Source organism: Streptomyces sp. NRRL S-455, assembly GCF_000717875.1.
Lineage (GTDB): Bacteria > Actinomycetota > Actinomycetes > Streptomycetales > Streptomycetaceae > Streptomyces.
Genome location: NZ_JOCT01000004.1, coordinates 820,144 through 836,730, shown reverse-complemented (window position 1 = coordinate 836,730; position 16,587 = coordinate 820,144). Strand labels below are relative to the sequence as shown.

The window sequence follows — 16,587 nt, the reverse complement described above, 5'->3', positions numbered from 1 at the left end:
ATTCCGAACCCGGAAGCTAAGCCTTACAGCGCCGATGGTACTGCAGGGGGGACCCTGTGGGAGAGTAGGACGCCGCCGAACAATTATTGGGAAAACCCCGCACCATACCGGTGCGGGGTTTTCTGCGTTTAGGGTCGACTCATGCGCTATGACCTGGTGATCTTCGACAACGACGGTGTCCTCGTCGACAGTGAGCCCATCTCCAACCGGCTCCTGGCCGCCTACCTGACCGAACTCGGGCACCCGACCTCCTACGAGGACTCCCTGCGTGACTACATGGGTGCCGCGATGCACCGCGTACACGACCTGATCGCGGAGCGGACCGGGCGCAAGTTGCCACTGGACTTCGACGACGTCTTTCATGGGCGGGTGTTCGCGGCGTTCGAGCGGGAGTTGAAGCCGGTGGACGGGATCGTCGGAGTGCTCGAGAAGCTTGCGGCGGACGAGGTGCCGTACTGCGTGGCATCCTCGGGGAGTCATGAGCGGATCCGCGTGGGGCATCGGACGACAGGGCTCGACCGGTGGTTCGATGAGGGGCGGATCTTCAGCTCGGAGGACGTGGGGCGGGGAAAGCCGGCACCGGACCTGTTCCTGCACGCGGCGGAACGGATGGGGGTCCCGCCGGACCGGTGCGTGGTGGTCGAGGACAGCCCGCTCGGCGTGCGGGCGGCGCTCGCGGCCGGGATGGACGTCTACGGCTTCACGGCCATGACACCCGCCGTCAAGCTCGCCGGAGCCACCGGACTCTTCGGCAGCATGGGGGAGTTGGCCGGCCTGCTGGTGTGACCGTTCGCCGGTGAAGGTGAGCGGAATTCATCTTTGGCTGGATCTACCCACGAGTACGCAGGGGCCTTACGCTCGCCGCCATGACTGATGTGCTGCGGCGCGGCAGGGCCTCGCTGGCGTTCAGCTTCTGCGTGCAGGGGGTCGCCTTCGCTCTGCTGGTGACGCGGATTCCGGCCATCCAGGACCGGTACGGAGTCTCCGACGCGCTGCTGCCCGCCTTCCTGGCCGCTGTGCCGATCCTCGCCGGCGTGGGAAGTGTGAGCACCGAGCGGCTGGTGAAGCGGGTGCCGGCGAGCCGGCTGCTGCGGTGGTCCCAGCCCGTGGTGCTGCTGGCGCTGCTCGGGGTCGGGGTCGGGGAGCGGATGGTGGAACTGGGGGTCGCGCTCGCGGCGTTCGGGCTCGCCGTCGGAGTGCTGGACGCGTCGATGAACATGCTCGGGGTGAGCCTGCAGCGGTCGTACGGGCGCAGCATCATGCTCAGCTTTCACGCGGCCTACAGCCTGGGCGGGATCGTCGGGGCCTCGCTGGCGTGGGTGGGGGCGCGCTGGGATCTGGCGTTGTGGGTGTCGTATCTGCCGGTCGTGCTGGTGCTGCTGCCGGCCGTGCTGGTGGGGAGCCGGTGGTACGTCGACGGGGACGCGACGCCGGTGGAGGAGGAGAAGGCCGGTGAGGGGCAGGCCGTCGCGTTCCGGTGGCTGCTGCCGCTGTGTCTGGTGATGACCGTCGCGTACATCGGGGACTCGACGGTCTCCAACTGGAGTGCGAAGTATCTGCAGGACGTGCTGGGAAGCTCGGAGCAGCTGGCGACCGTGCCGTACAACGTGTACATGGTCACGACGCTGCTGGGGCGGACCATCGGGGACTTCGGCGTGCGGCGGTTCGGGGCGGTGGCGGTCGTAAGGGGCGGCGCGCTGGTGGCCGCGGGTGGGTTCGCCGTGGTGGCGGGGGCGCCCGGGGCTTGGGTGGGGATGCTGGGGTTCACGCTGCTGGGTCTGGGGCTGTGTGTGCTGGTTCCGCAGACCTTCGCGGCGGCCGGGAGGCTGTTCCCGGGGGCTTCGGATGCGGCTGTGGCGCGGCTCAATGTCTTCAACTATGTGGGGTTCCTGATCGGTTCGCCGTTGGTCGGTGCGCTCGGGGATGCGTGGAGCTACCGCGGGGCCATGCTTGTGCCGATGGTGTTGGTGCTGGTGACGCTCGTGTACGCCCGGTCGTTCGCGACTCAACCGGACCGATACGGTGGCGGGCATGAGCGGCCGCGCACAGCTGATGTGGGACGAGGCAGTAACGGGCTATGACTTCGGTCCGGGCCATCCGATGGACCCGGTCCGGCTCGCCCTGACCCGGAAACTGGTCGGTGCCTTCGGGCTGGACCGTGAGGTGGAGGTCGTCGCCGCGAAGGCGGCCGGGGAGTCGACGCTGCGGCTCGTCCACCGGGAGGACTACATCCAGGCGGTGAAGGCCGCCTCGGTGGATCCGGGGGCGGCGGACCAGTCGTACGGGCTGGGGACGATGGACGATCCGGCCTTCGCGGGGATGCACGAGGTGTCGTCGCTGATCGCCGGGCAGTCGGTGGGGGCGGCGGAGGCGGTGTGGCGGGGTGAGGCGGTGCACGCGGTGAACTTCGCGGGCGGTCTGCACCACGCGATGCCGGGCGGTGCGTCCGGGTTCTGCATCTACAACGACGCGTCGCTGGCGATCGCCCGGCTGCTCGAGCTGGGGGCCGAGCGGGTGGCGTACATCGACGTGGACGTTCATCACGGGGACGGGGTGCAGGCAGCCTTCTGGGAGGACCCGCGGGTGCTCACTATCTCGCTGCACGAGCATCCCCGGACGCTGTTCCCGCAGACGGGATGGCCGGAGGAGACCGGGGCGGACTCGGCGGAGGGCTCGGCGGTGAACGTGGCGCTGCCGGCCGGGACGGGGGACGCCGGATGGCTGCGGGCGTTCCACGCGGTGGTGCCGGAGCTGATCGCGGACTTCCGGCCGCAGGTGCTGGTGACGCAGCACGGGGCCGACACGCATTTCGAGGACCCGCTGGCGCATCTGGCGGTGTCGCTGGACGCGCAGCGGGCGGTGCAGGTGGCCTGTCACGACCTGGCGCACGAGCACGCCGACGGGCGGTGGGTGGCCCTGGGCGGGGGTGGCTACGCCGTGGTGGACGTCGTGCCGCGGTCGTGGACGCATCTCGTGGGGATCGCGGCCGGCCGGGCCGTGGCGCCCGAGGCGATGATCCCCGAGGGGTGGCGGCAGGAAGTGTTCGCCAGGACGCGGCAGTTGGCCCCGGCGCGGATGACGGACGGACGCTGGCCCCTCGACTTCTCCGGCTGGGAGGACGGCTACGACCCGGCGGACCGGCTGGACCAGGCGGTGCTGGCGGCCAGGCGGGCGGTGTTCCCGTTGCGGGGGTTGCTGGCCTGACCGGAGGGGAGTGCCCTCGGTAGGCCGACCGTGCGGTGTTCGCCGGTTCCCGGGACAGCCGAGGTCCTCGTCGCGGACGATCTCCTGGTGCTGACCCGTGAAGTTCTCCGTGCGCACCTGGTGGGTGCGCGTCTCGCCGGGACCGTGGCCACGTCGCGGGAGAAGAGCCTGCGGAGCTACCGGCTCTTCGCCGCCCGGGACCCCCGACTGCTGCTCGGTATCGATCCGGAAGGTTCCTGGAAGCAGCAGGATCTGATCGAGCTGATGGCGGACAGGTGCGGGGTTTCGGCCGATTCTCGCCGGACCTCCGGCCAGGACGTGATCGATCCGGAGAGGACGCTGGCCGCGCTGGACGCCTTCGCGGAGCGGCTCGGGGATGCCGCCCGGCGCCGCGCGCCCGTGCTCCTCGGCACCGGGCACCCTCACCGGCTGCTCGGCTTCTACGCCGCGCTGGCAGACGCGCTGTCGGCAGCGGGATGTGCCGTCCTCACCCCCGCGCAGGGTCGCTGTGTCGACATAACGACCCGGTTCGGCCTACGTACGTACAACCTCGGCTACGTACGGGGAGTCGCGCTGGTGCGGCCCCCCGACGCGGAACGCCCCGGTTGTGAGCCCGGCGCACACACGCACTCACCACTCCCGGTTCGTACCGCGCTGGCCGCCGCCGCGGAGGCCGGCGGGCCGCTTCCCGAGCTGGTCATCGGGGACCACGGGTGGGTCTGCGGAGCAGGTCAGCTGGGGTTCGAGGCCATCGGGCCGGCCGATACGGACGACCCCGCCCCGTTCGTGGGGCAGGCCGAGGGGTGCGTGTCCGTCGTCGTTCCACTTGATGACGGCGTGCGGTCTGATTACTACCTGCCGCTTACCCGCTACGTACTCAATCGGGCGTGTCTGTCACAGTAGGCCGCCGATGGGTGCACCTCTTCCCCACTCGCATCACCCGCCCCTACATTGGGGAGTGAGCACGCAGCGACGAAGAGTCACCGGAAGGGGAAGCCGGTGGCCGTCGAGTGCGGAAGGTTCAGGTGTGTCATGGCTGCAGCTGGCGAGAGGCCTCTGAACGAGGTTCAGTTCCTTACCGTGGCGGAAGTCGCCTCGGTGATGCGAGTGTCGAAGATGACCGTGTACCGGCTGGTGCACAGCGGTCATCTGCCCGCGATCCGTGTGGGGCGGTCCTTCCGCGTCCCGGAGCAAGCGGTTCACGAGTACCTCCGCGAGAGTTACGTGGGGGTGGAAACCGCCTGACGGCTGGGTCGGGGAGATTCCTCACAGGGCACTTCGGATCTCCCCGACCTCCTCGATTACGACCTCAGCGCTCGGTTGGGTAGGCTGGCCCCTCGTAGGTCGTATGGGCCCATGGCGCCCAAACACCGAGTGATGAGAAGTGAGCGAGGGTAGTCGTGGGCTCTGTTATCAAGAAGCGGCGCAAGCGGATGGCCAAGAAGAAGCACCGCAAGCTGCTCAAGCGCACGCGCGTTCAGCGTCGCAACAAGAAGTAAGTTCGCGACGCGGACGCCGCGAAGGCGTTGCTGTGGCCCCCCACCGTCAGGTGGGGGGCCACACGCGTATCGGCTGCTGCGTCCGGCTGCATCCGTCACTTGGCGCATCAGGCGGTCATCACAGCGCAACACCGACCCGCTAAGTTGGCCCCAATGGGGAACGCGGCGGGGGCAAGAGGTTTTCTGGAAGGAAGGCGCTGATCTTGGGCAAGGTCGTGCTCGTGACCGGAGTGGCCCGCCCGCTGGGAGGCCGGTTCGTCCGGCGGATCCAGCGTGACCCCGAGGTGGACCGGGTCGTCGCCGTGGACGCGGTGCCGCCGGAGCACCATCTGGGCGGGGCCGACTTCGTTCGGGCCGACATCCGGCAGCCCGGAATCGCGCGGGTGCTCGCCGAGACGGGCGCGGACACGGTCGTCCATCTGGACGTGACAGGGACGCCGCTGGGCAGCGGTAACCGGGCCTCCCTGAAGGAGACCAACGTCATCGGCACCATGCAGCTGCTCGGTGCCTGCCAGAAGTCCCCCAGCGTGCAGCGGCTGGTCGTGAAGTCCAGCACGAACGTCTACGGCTCCGCGCCCCGCGACCCGGCCGTCTTCACGGAGACGACCCCGCCCAAGTCCCTGCCCAGCGGCGGCTTCGCCAAGGACACGGTGGAGGTCGAGGGCTACGTCCGCGGCTTCGCGCGCCGCCGGCCCGACGTGGCGGTGGCCGTGCTGCGGTTCGCCAACATCCTCGGCCCGACCGCGGACACCCCGCTCGCCTCGTACTTCTCGCTGCCGGTGCTGCCGACGGTGTTCGGCTACGACCCGCGGCTGCAGTTCGTGCACGAGGACGACGTGATCGAGGTGCTGCGGATCGCCTCGCACGAGCCGCGGCGGGGCACCCTCAACAGCGGCACCTTCAACATCGCCGGCGACGGCGTCCTGCTGCTCTCCCAGTGCTCCCGGCGCCTGGGCCGCCCCACCGTGCCCCTGCTGCTCCCGGCCGTCACCTGGGCGGGCTCGCTGGTGCGTACGCTGGGTATGTCGGACTTCTCGCCCGAGCAGATCCGGCTGCTCACCCACGGCCGGGTCGTGGCCACGGGCCAGATGCGCGAGACGCTGGGATTCCAGCCCAAGTACACGACCGCGGAGACGTTCGCGGACTTCGCACGCAGCCAAGGACCCGGACTTCTTCCGCCGGAGGCCCTCGCGGGGGCCGTCGACCGGATCGCCGCGCTGCCCCTCGCGGGCGGCGGTCACACCCCGACGCAGAGCGCCAACTGAGGAGCGCATCAACGATGGCGGATGCCAAGGTCATTCCCTTCGACGACGACCGGAACCGCGGGAGCGCCGCACAGCGCCCGCAGCGTCGCCGGAGCTCGGGGAACCGGCGCCGGGAGAGCGCGCCGGTAGGTGAGGTGCAGGCCCTGCCCACCAGGGCCGTTCCGCAGGATGATGTTCCTGTGACAGCTGAGCAAGAGGCGTCGGAGCGGTCCCGGGGCGGCGACGGGGGTCTGGAGCGGCGTATCGCGGGCGGCCTGGCCTTCCTGCGCCGCCGTCTCACCGGGGACTACGAGGTCGACGACTTCGGCTACGACGAGGAACTCACCGACCAGGTCCTGATGTCCCTGCTGCGCCCGCTGTACGAGACGTACTTCCGGGTCGAGGTGAAGGGCATCGAGAACATTCCGTCCGAGGGCGGCGCCCTGATCGTCGCCAACCACTCCGGGACGCTCCCGATGGACGGCCTGATGATGCAGGTCGCCGTGCACGACAACCATCCGGCGGGCCGGCATCTGCGGCTCCTCGCCGCCGATCTGGTGTTCATGCTGCCGGTGGTCAACGAACTCGCCCGCAAGCTCGGTCACACCCTGGCGTGTGCCGAGGACGCGGCGCGGCTGCTGGAGCAGGGCGAACTGGTCGGGGTCATGCCGGAGGGCTTCAAGGGCCTCGGCAAGCCCTTCGCGGACCGCTACAAGCTGCAGCGCTTCGGCCGGGGCGGTTTCGTCTCGACGGCGCTGCGCGCCGGGACGCCGATCGTGCCCTGCTCGATCGTCGGGGCCGAGGAGATCTACCCGATGATCGGCAACGCCAAGACGGTGGCCCGGCTGCTCGGCTTCCCGTACTTCCCGCTCACGCCGACCTTCCCGTGGCTCGGGCCGCTCGGGGCGATTCCGCTGCCGACCAAGTGGACGATCCAGTTCGGCGAGCCGATCCCCACGGACGGCTATCCGCCGGAGGCGGCCGAGGACCCGATGCTGATGTTCAACCTGACCGACCAGGTCAGGGAGCAGATCCAGCACACGCTGTACAAGCTGCTGGTGCAGCGGCGGTCGGTGTTCTTCTGATGCCGTACGGCGATGGGCGCCTCCGGTTGTCGGAGGCGCCCATCGCCGTCTGAGCCGCCAGGCTGCTGGTCGCTAGTTCCCGTCCTCGCCTTCGATGCCCAGCCCGGGCAGCAGGCCGGGCAGGAGCGGCGGGAGTGTCACGTCCGGCTTGGGGACGGGGGTGTTGCTGCCGTCCGCCGACGGGGAGCTGCTCGCCTCGCTGTTCTTCGGCGGGTCGAGCAGGTCGCCGGTGTTGCCGCCGAGCAGGCCGTCGCTTTCGCCGCCGGAGCCGGCCGAGCGGCTGGGGCTGCCGCTGCCGGTGGCGCCCTTGTCGGTGTGCTCTCCGTCGCCGCTCTCGCTGGGACGGGCCGACCCCTCGGTGGCGGAGGAGCCGGTGGAGGCCGACTCGGAGGCGCCCCGGTGCTTGCCTTGGCCGCCGTTTTTCGCCGGGGGGTCGGGGAGCAGGGAGCGCAGCGGGGCGACGTCCTCCTCTATGGCGTCGAACACCGACGACACCTGCTCACTGACGTCCCCGAGCTGGACGGGGAGCTTCTCGCGCAGTTCGCCCCAGGCCTCGCGGTGGGAGCGGGAGAACGCTGACAGTGCCTGGATGGGGCCCAGGGAGTCGGGGTCGCGCTGGTACGCCTCGCTCAGCAGCCGGTGGCCTTCCGACGCGTCGTGCCGCATGCCGGAGAGGGCGCGGCGGACCTCGCTGAGCGACTCGTGGTCCAGGGGGCCGCTGCGGCCGCGCTCCATCAGGCGGCGGGCTTCGCTGAGCCGGGTGGAGGCGTGGTCGAGGTAGACCCGGCCGCGCTCGTCGGAGCCGTCGGCGAGGCCGAGTTTGACGTCCTCGATGCCGCGCTTGAGGCCGTAGAGCGAGTCGCCGGGCAGGGCGTCGGAGCTGGCGGCGGAGACTCCGCCGAGGGCGCTCGCGGCCACGCCGACACTGAGGCCGCCCGCGGTGAGGCCCTTGGCGAGCCGGGAGCGCGGCCGGAACTTCTTCAGCGGGCTCGCGCGATGGGCGCCGCGGGCCCGAGGGGAGCGCTGCCCGGGGACCGCGCGGTCCGTCGCCCCGCCTCCGGCGGTGCCCTCCTGGAGCATGGCCTCGAAGGCTGCCACCAGCTGGGCCCGCTGGACGACCTTGACCTCCGGGTCGAGCTTCGGTTTGGGCAGCGCGTCGAGACCGGAGGCGAGCGCCATCAGGCGTCCCTGTTCGGTCTCTTCCGCGGCGGCCGGGGCCGGTCCTTCGGGCTGCTCGGCCGCCGTGCCCTGCTCGGACTGCTCCTGAAGGGCCTGGGCGAAGGCGCTCGCCCGCCGGTGCGCCGATACGTTCGCGATCACTGGCGGCACCTCCTCTCGTCATGACGGTCGACTCCCCAGGGGGTCCTGAGGGTTGCACACCCTGAGTACGACTACACGATCGAGTGACCGGTGTCGGTCAGGGGTGACCACAGGGAGTCTGCATCCCGCACAACGAGCGGCGCGGCACTTGGGTTACGGACGCCGGATGAGCGGAAGCCGGAGCCAACGGACTTTCACGGAAAGTGAGTTGACCATCGCTGAGCGTGCATACCGGTCAGCGGGCGTCTTCCGGGAGGAGTCGGGCGAGGGTGCGGACGGCCCGGTACTGGAGGGTCTTGATGGCGCCCTCGTTCTTGCCCATGACCCGGGCGGTCTCGGCGACGGAGAGGCCCTGGAGGAAGCGGAGCGTCACGCACTCCTGCTGCTGGGGGTTGAGCCGCCGCACGGCGTCGAGCAGGGCGGCGTTGGAGAGGGACTCCAGGACGGAGTCCTCGGGGGAGCGCTCGACCTCGTTGGCGTCGAGCATCTCGCCGGTGGTGACCTCGAGGCGGAAGCGGCTGGACTTGAAGTGGTCCGCGACCAGGTTGCGGGCGATGGTGACGAGCCAGGCGCCGAAGTCGCGGCCCTGCCAGGTGAAGGTGCCGATCCGGCGCAGGGCCCGCAGGAAGGTCTCGCTGGTGAGGTCCTCGGCGGTCGCCTTTCCTCCGACCCGGTAGTAGATGTACCGGTAGACGGTGTCGCTGTACTGGTCGTAGAGGCGGCCGAAGGCTTCGGCCTCGCCGGCCTGGGCGCGCTCCACGAGGTCCATCATCCGCGCGCTGTCGCTGTCCGCGGCGGGCCGGCGGGCGGTGGCCGCGCCGGACGGGCGCCCTCGTCTGCCGACCGCGGCGCTGCCCTCGGCCAGTGCGTAGCACGGGCCGACGGGTGCGGCGGTGGCGAATGCGGGGACGGCGTACGCGGTGGGGACGAAGCCGCGCAACAGGTCGAGGACCGTTGCGCGCAGCGTAGCCAGGCCCGAGGCGTCAACCCCGACGTGTGGGTACACGGGACTCCCAGAGGCAGAGCTTCCATCACGTGCAGTGCGGGACCTTTCACCCGTCGTAGCGACGGAGGGGTACCGGATTGCGTCTGAGGAGAATAACGCTTCGTGCAGGCCCTGCTACACCGAGTTGCTCAAATCACCGATTGCGTCGCTTCCGTAACCGATTGACGCCGGATCAGGTGTCGACGGCTGAACGATTGTTGATCGAAAAGGTTCGAATTGCTGATGGGTCCAGGGCATGTTGTGGCCGTGTGCAGCCAAGAGGACTGGACGCGAGGTTGTGGGGGTACGCCAGTTGGATTTACGGGGCCTGTCATCCCGTAAACAAGGGTGTCGCGGATTGACCGGATCGTCAGCGGCGGCGGCGGTGCAGGGCGATCGCCGCCGCCGTGCCGCCGGCCACCGCGCCGACGCCGGCCGCGGCGGGGATGCCGACCTTGGCCGCCTTGCGGCCGGTGCGGTAGTCGCGCAGGCGCCAGTCGAGCTCGCGGGCGTGCCTGCGCAGCTTGGAGTCCGGGTTGATGGCGTAGGGGTGGCCGACCAGGGACAGCATCGGGATGTCGTTGTGCGAGTCGCTGTAGGCGGCGCAGCGGCCCAGGTCCAGGCCCTCCGCCGCGGCCAGGGCGCGGACCGCCTCGGCCTTCGCGGGGCCGTGCAGCGGCTCGCCGACCAGCTTGCCCGTGTAGACGCCGTCCACGGACTCGGCGACCGTGCCGAGGGCGCCGGTGAGGCCCAGGCGGCGGGCGATGACCTGCGCGATCTCGACCGGGGCGGCCGTCACGAGCCACACCTTCTGGCCTGCGTCCAGATGGGCCTGGGCGAGGGCCCGGGTGCCGGGCCAGATGCGCTCGGCCATGTACTCGTCGTAGATCTCCTCGCCGATCGACTGCAGCTCGGCGACGCGGTGGCCCTTGACGATCGACAGCGCCGAGTCGCGGGCCTCCTGCATGTGCTCGGGGTCCTCGACCCCGGCCAGCCGGAACCAGGCCTGCTGCCAGGCGAACCGGGCGAGTTCGCGCGTCTCGAAGAACTTCCGTTTGTACAGGCCACGGCCGAAGTGGAAGAGCGCGGCGCCCTGCATGACGGTGTTGTCCAGGTCGAAGAAGGCGGCGGCCCGGTCGTCGCCGTGCACCGGGAACTGCGGTTCCTCGGTCGTGCCGGCGGTCTCCAGCGAGGTCTTGCGTGCTGCCTCCGCCGAAGCCTCGCCTGCCAAAACGCTCCGCGCCGTGGCGGAGCGCCTACGGGGAGTGAGCCATCCAAGAGCGGCCATGGCGTGAGCATAGCCAGTCTGTTCGGTGGTTCCGGAGTCAAGAGGTTTGGAGCGTGTGAACTCTCGGCGAGTGTGTCGTTAAAGACGCGGCGCGCGGCGATTCCGGTCGGCGTGTCCCCTGGCCTTTCGCGGGGGTTTCCCTCGTTCACGGGCGCGCGACAATGGCCGGCATGGGTTCCCTCTTTCGTCGCAAGCCCCCTCGGGACCGGCTCGTCACGCTCATCCGCAAACCCGGCTGTCATCTGTGTGATGACGCACAGGTCGTCGTGGAGAAGGTGTGCGGTGATCTCGGCGTCCCCTGGGAGCGGAAGGACATCACCGAGGATCAGGAACTGCACGACCAGTACTGGGAGCAGATCCCGGTCGTGCTGGTGGACGGCAGGCAGCACACGTTCTGGCGTGTCGACGAGGGCCGGCTACGCAAGGCGCTGACCGACTGAGACCGGCCGGTGACCTGACTGACCGAGCAGTCCAAACCGGTCGGCAGGTCGCTTAGGATCGTCCGTGGCTGGTCTCGGGGGCGGGATACACAGAGGAGTGTGCGGTTTTGCCCCCGGAAGCAGAGGAGCGACGGCGCTCGCGCGCCGGTTCCCCGCGAACGCGCCGGGGGTGCGTGAGCCCGGTCACGTTGGCCGGGCAAATCGGACACCATCTTTGTGCACGCGTTCACAAAGACATAGCCTGCATTCGACGGGGCGGTCATGTAGGGACGTATGACCGCCTACAGCCCCGCTCTACCCGCAGGAGCACCGTGGCAACTGGCCGAACTCACCGACCGGCGACCCGCAGCCGAGGGATTCCCGAGGCCACCGTCGCCCGGCTTCCGCTGTACCTCCGCGCCCTGACCGCGCTGTCGGAGCGCTCGGTGCCCACGGTCTCCTCCGAGGAGCTCGCGGCCGCGGCGGGGGTCAACTCCGCGAAGCTGCGCAAGGACTTCTCCTACCTCGGCTCCTACGGGACCCGGGGCGTCGGCTACGACGTCGAGTATCTCGTCTACCAGATCTCCCGCGAACTGGGCCTCACCCAGGACTGGCCGGTCGTGATCGTCGGTATCGGTAACCTCGGCGCCGCCCTCGCCAACTACGGCGGTTTCGCCTCCCGCGGGTTCCGGGTCGCCGCGCTGATCGACGCCGACCCGGCCATGGCGGGCAAGCCCGTCGCCGGCATCCCCGTGCAGCACTCCGACGACCTGGAGAAGATCATCCAGGACAACGGCGTGTCGATCGGTGTCATCGCCACCCCCGCCGGTGCCGCCCAGGCCGTCTGCGACCGGCTCGTGGCCGCCGGCGTCACCTCCATCCTGAACTTCGCGCCGACCGTGCTGTCCGTCCCGGACGGCGTCGACGTGCGCAAGGTCGACCTCTCCATCGAGCTGCAGATCCTCGCCTTCCACGAGCAGCGCAAGGCCGGGGAGGAGGCCGCCTCCGACGGTGGCGTCCGGGCCACCGCCGCACGCAGCGAGTCCGCCGACCAGGGGCCTGACGGGGACATGCCCGCCGTGATGCCCGCATGAGCCTCCTCGTCGTCGGACTCAGTCACCGCAGCGCCCCGGTCAGCGTGCTGGAGCGGGCCTCGCTCAGCACGGACGCGCAGGTCAAGCTGCTCCAGGACACGGTCGCCGCCGAACCGGCCGCCGAGGCCGCGGTGCTCGCCACCTGCAACCGCATCGAGCTCTACGCCGACGTGGACAAGTTCCACGCCGGTGTCGCCGAGCTGTCCACGCTGCTCGCCCAGCACAGCGGCGTCGGCCTCGAGGAGCTCACTCCCTACCTCTACGTGCACTACGAGGACCGGGCCGTCCACCACCTGTTCTCGGTGGCCTGCGGGCTGGACTCGATGGTCGTCGGCGAGGGGCAGGTCCTCGGCCAGATCAAGGACTCCCTGGCCCGGGCGCAGGAGCTGCACTCCGCGGGCCGCCTGCTGAACGACCTGTTCCAGCAGGCCCTCAGGGTCGGCAAGCGCGCCCACTCCGAGACCGGCATCGACCGCGCCGGCCAGTCCCTGGTCACCTTCGGCCTGGAGCAGCTGGCCGCGGGTGGTGACGTGGAGACCTGGGCCCGGGGCAAGAAGGCGCTGGTCATCGGGGCCGGTTCGATGTCCTCCCTGGCCGCCGCCACGCTCGCCCGCGCCGGGGTCGCCGAGGTCGTCGTCGCCAACCGCACCTTCGACCGCGCCGAGCGGCTCGCCCAGATACTCGGCGAGGGCGACGACACGGACGTGCTGGCCCGCGCGGTACCGATGGAATCGGTGCCGGCCGAGCTGACACGTGCCGACGTCGCCGTCTCCTGCACCGGCGCGACGGGCCTGGTCCTGACGGCCGAGGCGGTCGCCGCCGCGGTGGAAGGCCGTACCGGGCAGCCGGCCGCCGAGATCGCGGACGACCGCCCCGCGGAGTCCCGCCAGGCGCCACCGCAATCCGCCTCCGTCGGCAACGACGAGAACTGCCCGCTCGACCTGGCGGCCGTGCAGCCCGGCTTCTCCGTCATGGGGGAGGCCGCCGTGGCCGGCATGGACGCCGCCACGCTGGAGCAGCACGCCGCGTGGGTCGCGGGCGGCACCGTCGACCGCCGCGACGCCGCCCGCCGCGGCCCCGAGGCCGACGCCGAGCTGATCGGCGCGCTCGCCGCGACCGCCGCCACCGTCGGGCGCATCCCCGAGCGGCGCCGGCCCGAGCCGGCCGCGGAGCCGCAGCGGCCCGAGCCCGTGCTCTTCCTTCTCGACCTGGCGATGCCGCGCGACATCGACGCGGCCGTGCACCGGCTCGCCGGGGTGCGGCTGGTGGACATCGAATCGCTCGCCGAGGCCTCCGCGGACGCCCCGATGGCTGCCGATGTGGACCAGGTGCGGCGTATCGTCTCCGACGAGGTCGCGGCCTTCGGGGCAGCACTGCGGGCCGCGCACATCACGCCGACCGTGGTCGCCCTGCGCACCATGGCCGCCGACGTCGTGGCCAGCGAGATCGCCCGCCTGGACGGGCGGCTGCCCGGCCTCGACGACAAGCACCGAGCGGAGATCACCCAGACCGTGAAGCGCGTGGTCGACAAGCTGCTGCACGCGCCGACCGTGAGGGTCAAGCAACTCGCGGCCGAACCCGGCGGCGCCGGATACGCGGACGCGCTGCGAACCCTGTTCGACCTCGACCCCGAGACGGTGGCAGCCGTCTCCCGGGCCGAGGACAGCACAGAGAAGGACCGAGGCCCGGCATGAAGGACAAGGCGCTGAGGCTCGGTACCCGGCGGAGCAAGCTCGCCATGGCCCAGTCCGGGCAGGTGGCCGAGGCCGTGAGCCGGGTGACCGGGCGGCCCGTCGAACTCGTCGAGATCACCACGTACGGCGACGTCTCACGCGAGCAGCTCGCCCAGATCGGCGGCACCGGCGTGTTCGTGACCGCCCTGCGCGACGCGCTGCTCAAGGGCGAGGTCGACTTCGCGGTGCACTCGCTGAAGGACCTGCCCACCACGCAGCCCGACGAACTGGTCGTCGCCGCCGTGCCCGTACGGGAGGACCCACGGGACGTCATCGTCGCCCGGGACGCCCTGAAGCTCACCGACCTGCCCCACGGGGCCCGCATCGGTACCGGCTCGCCGCGCCGCATGGCGCAGCTCAACGCGTATGCGCGCAGCCACCGCCTGGACATAGAGACGGTGCCGATACGCGGAAACGTCGACACCCGCATCGGGTTCGTACGGGCCGGTGAGCTCGACGCCGTCGTGCTCGCCGCCGCCGGACTGAACCGGATCGGCCGGGGTGACGAAGTGACCGATTTCCTGTCGGTCGATACGGTTTTGCCCGCCCCCGGCCAGGGGGCCCTGGCGATCGAGTGCAGGGCGGGGCGCACCGCCCAAGACGCTGCCCTCGTCGCCGCGCTCGCCGAACTCGACGACCCGTTCACACGGGTCGCCGTGACGGCCGAGCGGTCACTGCTCGCCGCCCTGGAGGCCGGCTGCAGCGCCCCTGTGGGCGCGCTGGCCGACCTTCTGGCCGACGGGCAGACTGTCAAGGAAATGCGCCTGCGCGGCGTCGTCGGCACCACCGACGGCACGCGCATGGTGCAGCTGTCCACCACCGGTCCCGTGCCCGAGACGCACGACCGGGCAACGGCGCTCGGTCGCGAACTCGCGGCCGAGATGCTCGCCCAGGGCGCGGCCGGTCTGATGGGGGAGCGAGCACATTGAGCCCCACCACCCTTTCCGCCGGTCCTGAACACGGGCACGTCACCTTCCTGGGTGCCGGACCCGGAGATCCGGGACTGCTGACTCTGCGCGCCGTGGAGGCGCTGGCGCACGCGGACGTCCTCGTCGCCGAGCACGAGGTGCTCGACGTCGTACGTCAGCACGCCAGGCAGGGCGTATCCGAAGTGCACACGGACACGAATCCTTCCCAGGATCCGGCGCCGGGCACAGGAACGCCCCAGCTGACGGTAGTTGACGGCACGTCAACCACCGTCGCCGTCCCCGCGGTGCGGGATGCCGCACATCTTGTCATGGAGGCCGCGCGGGGCGGCAGGCGGGTCGTGCGTGCGGTGTCCGGCGACCCGGGCCTCGACACGTACGCCGCCGAGGAGATGCTGGCGTGCGCCGCCGCCGGGGTGCCCTTCGAGGTCGTCCCCGGTATCGCGAGCGCCGTCGGTGTGCCCGCGTACGCCGGTGTGCCGCTGCGGGACGCGCAGGGCGCGGACGTGCGGTTCGTCGACGCGCGGACGGCCTCGGACCGGTGCTGGACGGAGGTCGGCGCCTCGGACGGCACGGTCGTCGTCTCCACGACGCTGGACTCCGTCGCCGCGGCGGCCGGCGAGCTCGTCTCCGCGGGCCGCAAGCCGGACACCCCGATGACGGTCACCGTCGCCGGTACGACCACCCGGCAGCGCACCTGGACCGCCACGCTCGGCACGATCGCGCAGACGCTGAAGCAGGCCAAGGTGCTGCCGTCGCCCGAGGGCGGCCGGCCGGTGATAGCCGTGGTCGGTGAGCGTTCCGCCGCCGCCCAGCGCGACCAGCTCGCGTGGTTCGAGTCCAAGCCGCTGTTCGGCTGGAAGGTGCTCGTGCCGCGGACCAAGGAGCAGGCGGTGTCGCTCTCCGACCAGCTGCGGTCGTACGGGGCCGTGCCGCACGAGGTGCCGACGATCGCCGTGGAACCGCCGCGCACGCCCCAGCAGATGGAGCGGGCGGTCAAGGGGCTCGTCACGGGCCGCTACGAGTGGATCGCCTTCACCTCGGTGAACGCGGTCAAGGCCGTGCGGGAGAAGTTCGAGGAGTACGGGCTCGACGCCCGCGCCTTCGCCGGGATCAAGGTCGCGGCGGTCGGCGAGCAGACGGCCAACGCGCTGATCGCCTTCGGCGTGAAGCCGGACCTGGTGCCGAGCGGGGAGCAGAGCGCGGCCGGACTGCTGGAGGACTGGCCTCCCTACGACCCGGTGTTCGACCCGATCGACCGGGTGTTCCTGCCGCGTGCCGACATCGCCACGGAGACGCTGGTCGCCGGGCTGATCGAGCTCGGCTGGGAGGTCGACGACGTCACCGCCTACCGGACCGTGCGGGCCTCGCCGCCGCCGGCGGAGACCCGGGAGGCGATCAAGGGCGGCGGTTTCGACGCCGTTCTCTTCACCTCGTCGTCGACCGTGCGGAACCTGGTGGGTATCGCCGGCAAGCCGCACAACGTCACCGTGATCGCGTGTATCGGCCCGGCCACGGCGAAGACCGCCGAGGAGCACGGGCTCCGGGTGGACGTCATGGCTCCGGAGCCGTCCGTGCTGAAGCTCGCGGAGGCGCTGGCCGACTTCGGCGCGAAGCGGAGAGCCGCCGCTGTGGAGGCCGGGGATCCTGTGACCCGTCCGAGTGAGAGGCGGCCGGGGGCTCGGCGGCGGCGTTCCACCACGTGACGTGTGCCCGGTGAAGGTCACCGACTGACAGTGCCGTGCGGCCCTCGTACTCGCGCAAGCGACCGCGGGGGCCGCGCGCGGTCC

The 16,587-nt window shown here is 70.9% G+C and carries 16 protein-coding genes and 1 rRNA gene; 14 read left to right on the top strand and 3 right to left on the bottom strand.

Translation table 11 applies throughout. From position 1 onward, the window contains the following. The 9 genes from rrf to IE97_RS0109520 all read left to right on the top strand — a co-directional run. Positions 1-81, top strand: a 5S ribosomal RNA gene (gene rrf, locus IE97_RS0109560); the annotation flags it as partial. A 60-nt stretch (positions 82-141) separates the two neighbouring features. Continuing rightward, positions 142-786: an HAD family hydrolase gene (locus IE97_RS0109555; protein WP_030234745.1), complete on the top strand. Its 645-nt coding sequence runs from the start codon at positions 142-144 to the stop codon at positions 784-786. A gap of 80 nt (positions 787-866) precedes the next feature. Continuing rightward, positions 867-2,081 carry an MFS transporter gene (locus IE97_RS0109550; RefSeq protein ID WP_030234741.1) on the top strand — a complete coding sequence of 405 codons (1,215 nt, stop codon included), beginning with the start codon at positions 867-869 and terminating at the stop codon, positions 2,079-2,081. Beyond that, positions 2,032-3,204, top strand: coding sequence for an acetoin utilization protein AcuC (locus tag IE97_RS0109545; protein WP_030234738.1), 1,173 nt, complete (start codon positions 2,032-2,034; stop codon positions 3,202-3,204). Before IE97_RS0109550 ends, IE97_RS0109545 begins: the two co-directional genes overlap by 50 nt. An 87-nt stretch (positions 3,205-3,291) precedes the next feature. Then, on the top strand, positions 3,292-4,107 hold the full coding sequence (locus IE97_RS0109540; protein ID WP_030234733.1) for a phosphatase: 816 nt from the start codon (positions 3,292-3,294) through the stop codon (positions 4,105-4,107). Positions 4,108-4,236: 129 nt separating this feature from the next. Then, positions 4,237-4,449, top strand: coding sequence for a helix-turn-helix domain-containing protein (locus IE97_RS0109535; protein WP_004984898.1), 213 nt, complete (start codon positions 4,237-4,239; stop codon positions 4,447-4,449). A 155-nt stretch (positions 4,450-4,604) separates the two neighbouring features. Further along, positions 4,605-4,703: a 30S ribosomal protein bS22 gene (locus tag IE97_RS40040; protein WP_003948845.1), complete on the top strand. Its 99-nt coding sequence runs from the start codon at positions 4,605-4,607 to the stop codon at positions 4,701-4,703. 203 nt (positions 4,704-4,906) lie between these two features. Next, positions 4,907-5,968 (top strand): NAD-dependent epimerase/dehydratase family protein, encoded by a 1,062-nt coding sequence (locus IE97_RS0109525; RefSeq protein ID WP_030234730.1) that lies wholly within the window; start codon positions 4,907-4,909, stop codon positions 5,966-5,968. Positions 5,969-5,982: 14 nt separating this feature from the next. After that, positions 5,983-7,032 (top strand): lysophospholipid acyltransferase family protein, encoded by a 1,050-nt coding sequence (locus tag IE97_RS0109520; protein WP_030234727.1) that lies wholly within the window; start codon positions 5,983-5,985, stop codon positions 7,030-7,032. A gap of 72 nt (positions 7,033-7,104) precedes the next feature. Here the strand turns inward: IE97_RS0109520 and IE97_RS0109515 are convergent, their stop codons facing one another. From IE97_RS0109515 to IE97_RS0109505, 3 genes are all read right to left on the bottom strand, one after another. Further along, positions 7,105-8,352 carry a DUF5667 domain-containing protein gene (locus tag IE97_RS0109515; protein WP_030234723.1) on the bottom strand — a complete coding sequence of 416 codons (1,248 nt, stop codon included), beginning with the start codon at positions 8,350-8,352 and terminating at the stop codon, positions 7,105-7,107. Positions 8,353-8,587: 235 nt separating this feature from the next. Further along, positions 8,588-9,358, bottom strand: a complete 771-nt coding sequence (locus tag IE97_RS0109510) for an ECF subfamily RNA polymerase sigma factor, BldN family (RefSeq protein ID WP_030234721.1) — start codon at positions 9,356-9,358, stop codon at positions 8,588-8,590. A gap of 349 nt (positions 9,359-9,707) precedes the next feature. Further along, the gene (locus IE97_RS0109505) at positions 9,708-10,625 is read right to left on the bottom strand and encodes an HAD family hydrolase (RefSeq protein ID WP_051704889.1); all 918 of its coding nucleotides are present in this window, start codon (positions 10,623-10,625) and stop codon (positions 9,708-9,710) included. Between the two features lie 161 nt (positions 10,626-10,786). Between IE97_RS0109505 and IE97_RS0109500 the strand changes: the two genes are divergently transcribed. The 5 genes from IE97_RS0109500 to IE97_RS0109480 all read left to right on the top strand — a co-directional run bounded on the left by IE97_RS0109500 (position 10,787) and on the right by IE97_RS0109480 (position 16,503). Then, complete coding sequence (locus tag IE97_RS0109500) at positions 10,787-11,065, top strand: glutaredoxin family protein (protein WP_030234716.1); 279 nt, start codon at positions 10,787-10,789, stop codon at positions 11,063-11,065. 311 nt (positions 11,066-11,376) lie between these two features. Then, complete coding sequence (locus IE97_RS0109495; protein ID WP_030234712.1) at positions 11,377-12,138, top strand: redox-sensing transcriptional repressor Rex; 762 nt, start codon at positions 11,377-11,379, stop codon at positions 12,136-12,138. Further along, the gene (locus IE97_RS0109490; protein ID WP_030234710.1) at positions 12,135-13,832 is read left to right on the top strand and encodes a glutamyl-tRNA reductase; all 1,698 of its coding nucleotides are present in this window, start codon (positions 12,135-12,137) and stop codon (positions 13,830-13,832) included. The genes IE97_RS0109495 and IE97_RS0109490 overlap by 4 nt, the downstream gene beginning before the upstream one ends. Continuing rightward, positions 13,829-14,800 (top strand): hydroxymethylbilane synthase, encoded by a 972-nt coding sequence (hemC, locus tag IE97_RS0109485; protein ID WP_030234705.1) that lies wholly within the window; start codon positions 13,829-13,831, stop codon positions 14,798-14,800. Before IE97_RS0109490 ends, hemC begins: the two co-directional genes overlap by 4 nt. Next, positions 14,797-16,503 carry a uroporphyrinogen-III synthase gene (locus IE97_RS0109480; RefSeq protein WP_030234702.1) on the top strand — a complete coding sequence of 569 codons (1,707 nt, stop codon included), beginning with the start codon at positions 14,797-14,799 and terminating at the stop codon, positions 16,501-16,503. The genes hemC and IE97_RS0109480 overlap by 4 nt, the downstream gene beginning before the upstream one ends. Positions 16,504-16,587: the final 84 nt, after the last annotated feature.

Excerpts from the sequence above, each read along its gene's own strand:
- IE97_RS0109555 (WP_030234745.1), top strand. The coding sequence starts at position 142 with ATGCGCTATGACCTGGTGATCTTCGACAACGACGGTGTCCTCGTCGAC.
- IE97_RS0109550 (WP_030234741.1), top strand. The coding sequence starts at position 867 with ATGACTGATGTGCTGCGGCGCGGCAGGGCCTCGCTGGCGTTCAGCTTC.
- IE97_RS0109545 (WP_030234738.1), top strand. The coding sequence starts at position 2,032 with ATGAGCGGCCGCGCACAGCTGATGTGGGACGAGGCAGTAACGGGCTAT.
- IE97_RS0109535 (WP_004984898.1), top strand. The coding sequence starts at position 4,237 with ATGGCTGCAGCTGGCGAGAGGCCTCTGAACGAGGTTCAGTTCCTTACC.
- IE97_RS0109520 (WP_030234727.1), top strand. The coding sequence starts at position 5,983 with ATGGCGGATGCCAAGGTCATTCCCTTCGACGACGACCGGAACCGCGGG.
- IE97_RS0109505 (WP_051704889.1), bottom strand. The coding sequence starts at position 10,625 with ATGGCCGCTCTTGGATGGCTCACTCCCCGTAGGCGCTCCGCCACGGCG.
- IE97_RS0109500 (WP_030234716.1), top strand. The coding sequence starts at position 10,787 with ATGGCCGGCATGGGTTCCCTCTTTCGTCGCAAGCCCCCTCGGGACCGG.
- IE97_RS0109490 (WP_030234710.1), top strand. The coding sequence starts at position 12,135 with ATGAGCCTCCTCGTCGTCGGACTCAGTCACCGCAGCGCCCCGGTCAGC.
- hemC (WP_030234705.1), top strand. The coding sequence starts at position 13,829 with ATGAAGGACAAGGCGCTGAGGCTCGGTACCCGGCGGAGCAAGCTCGCC.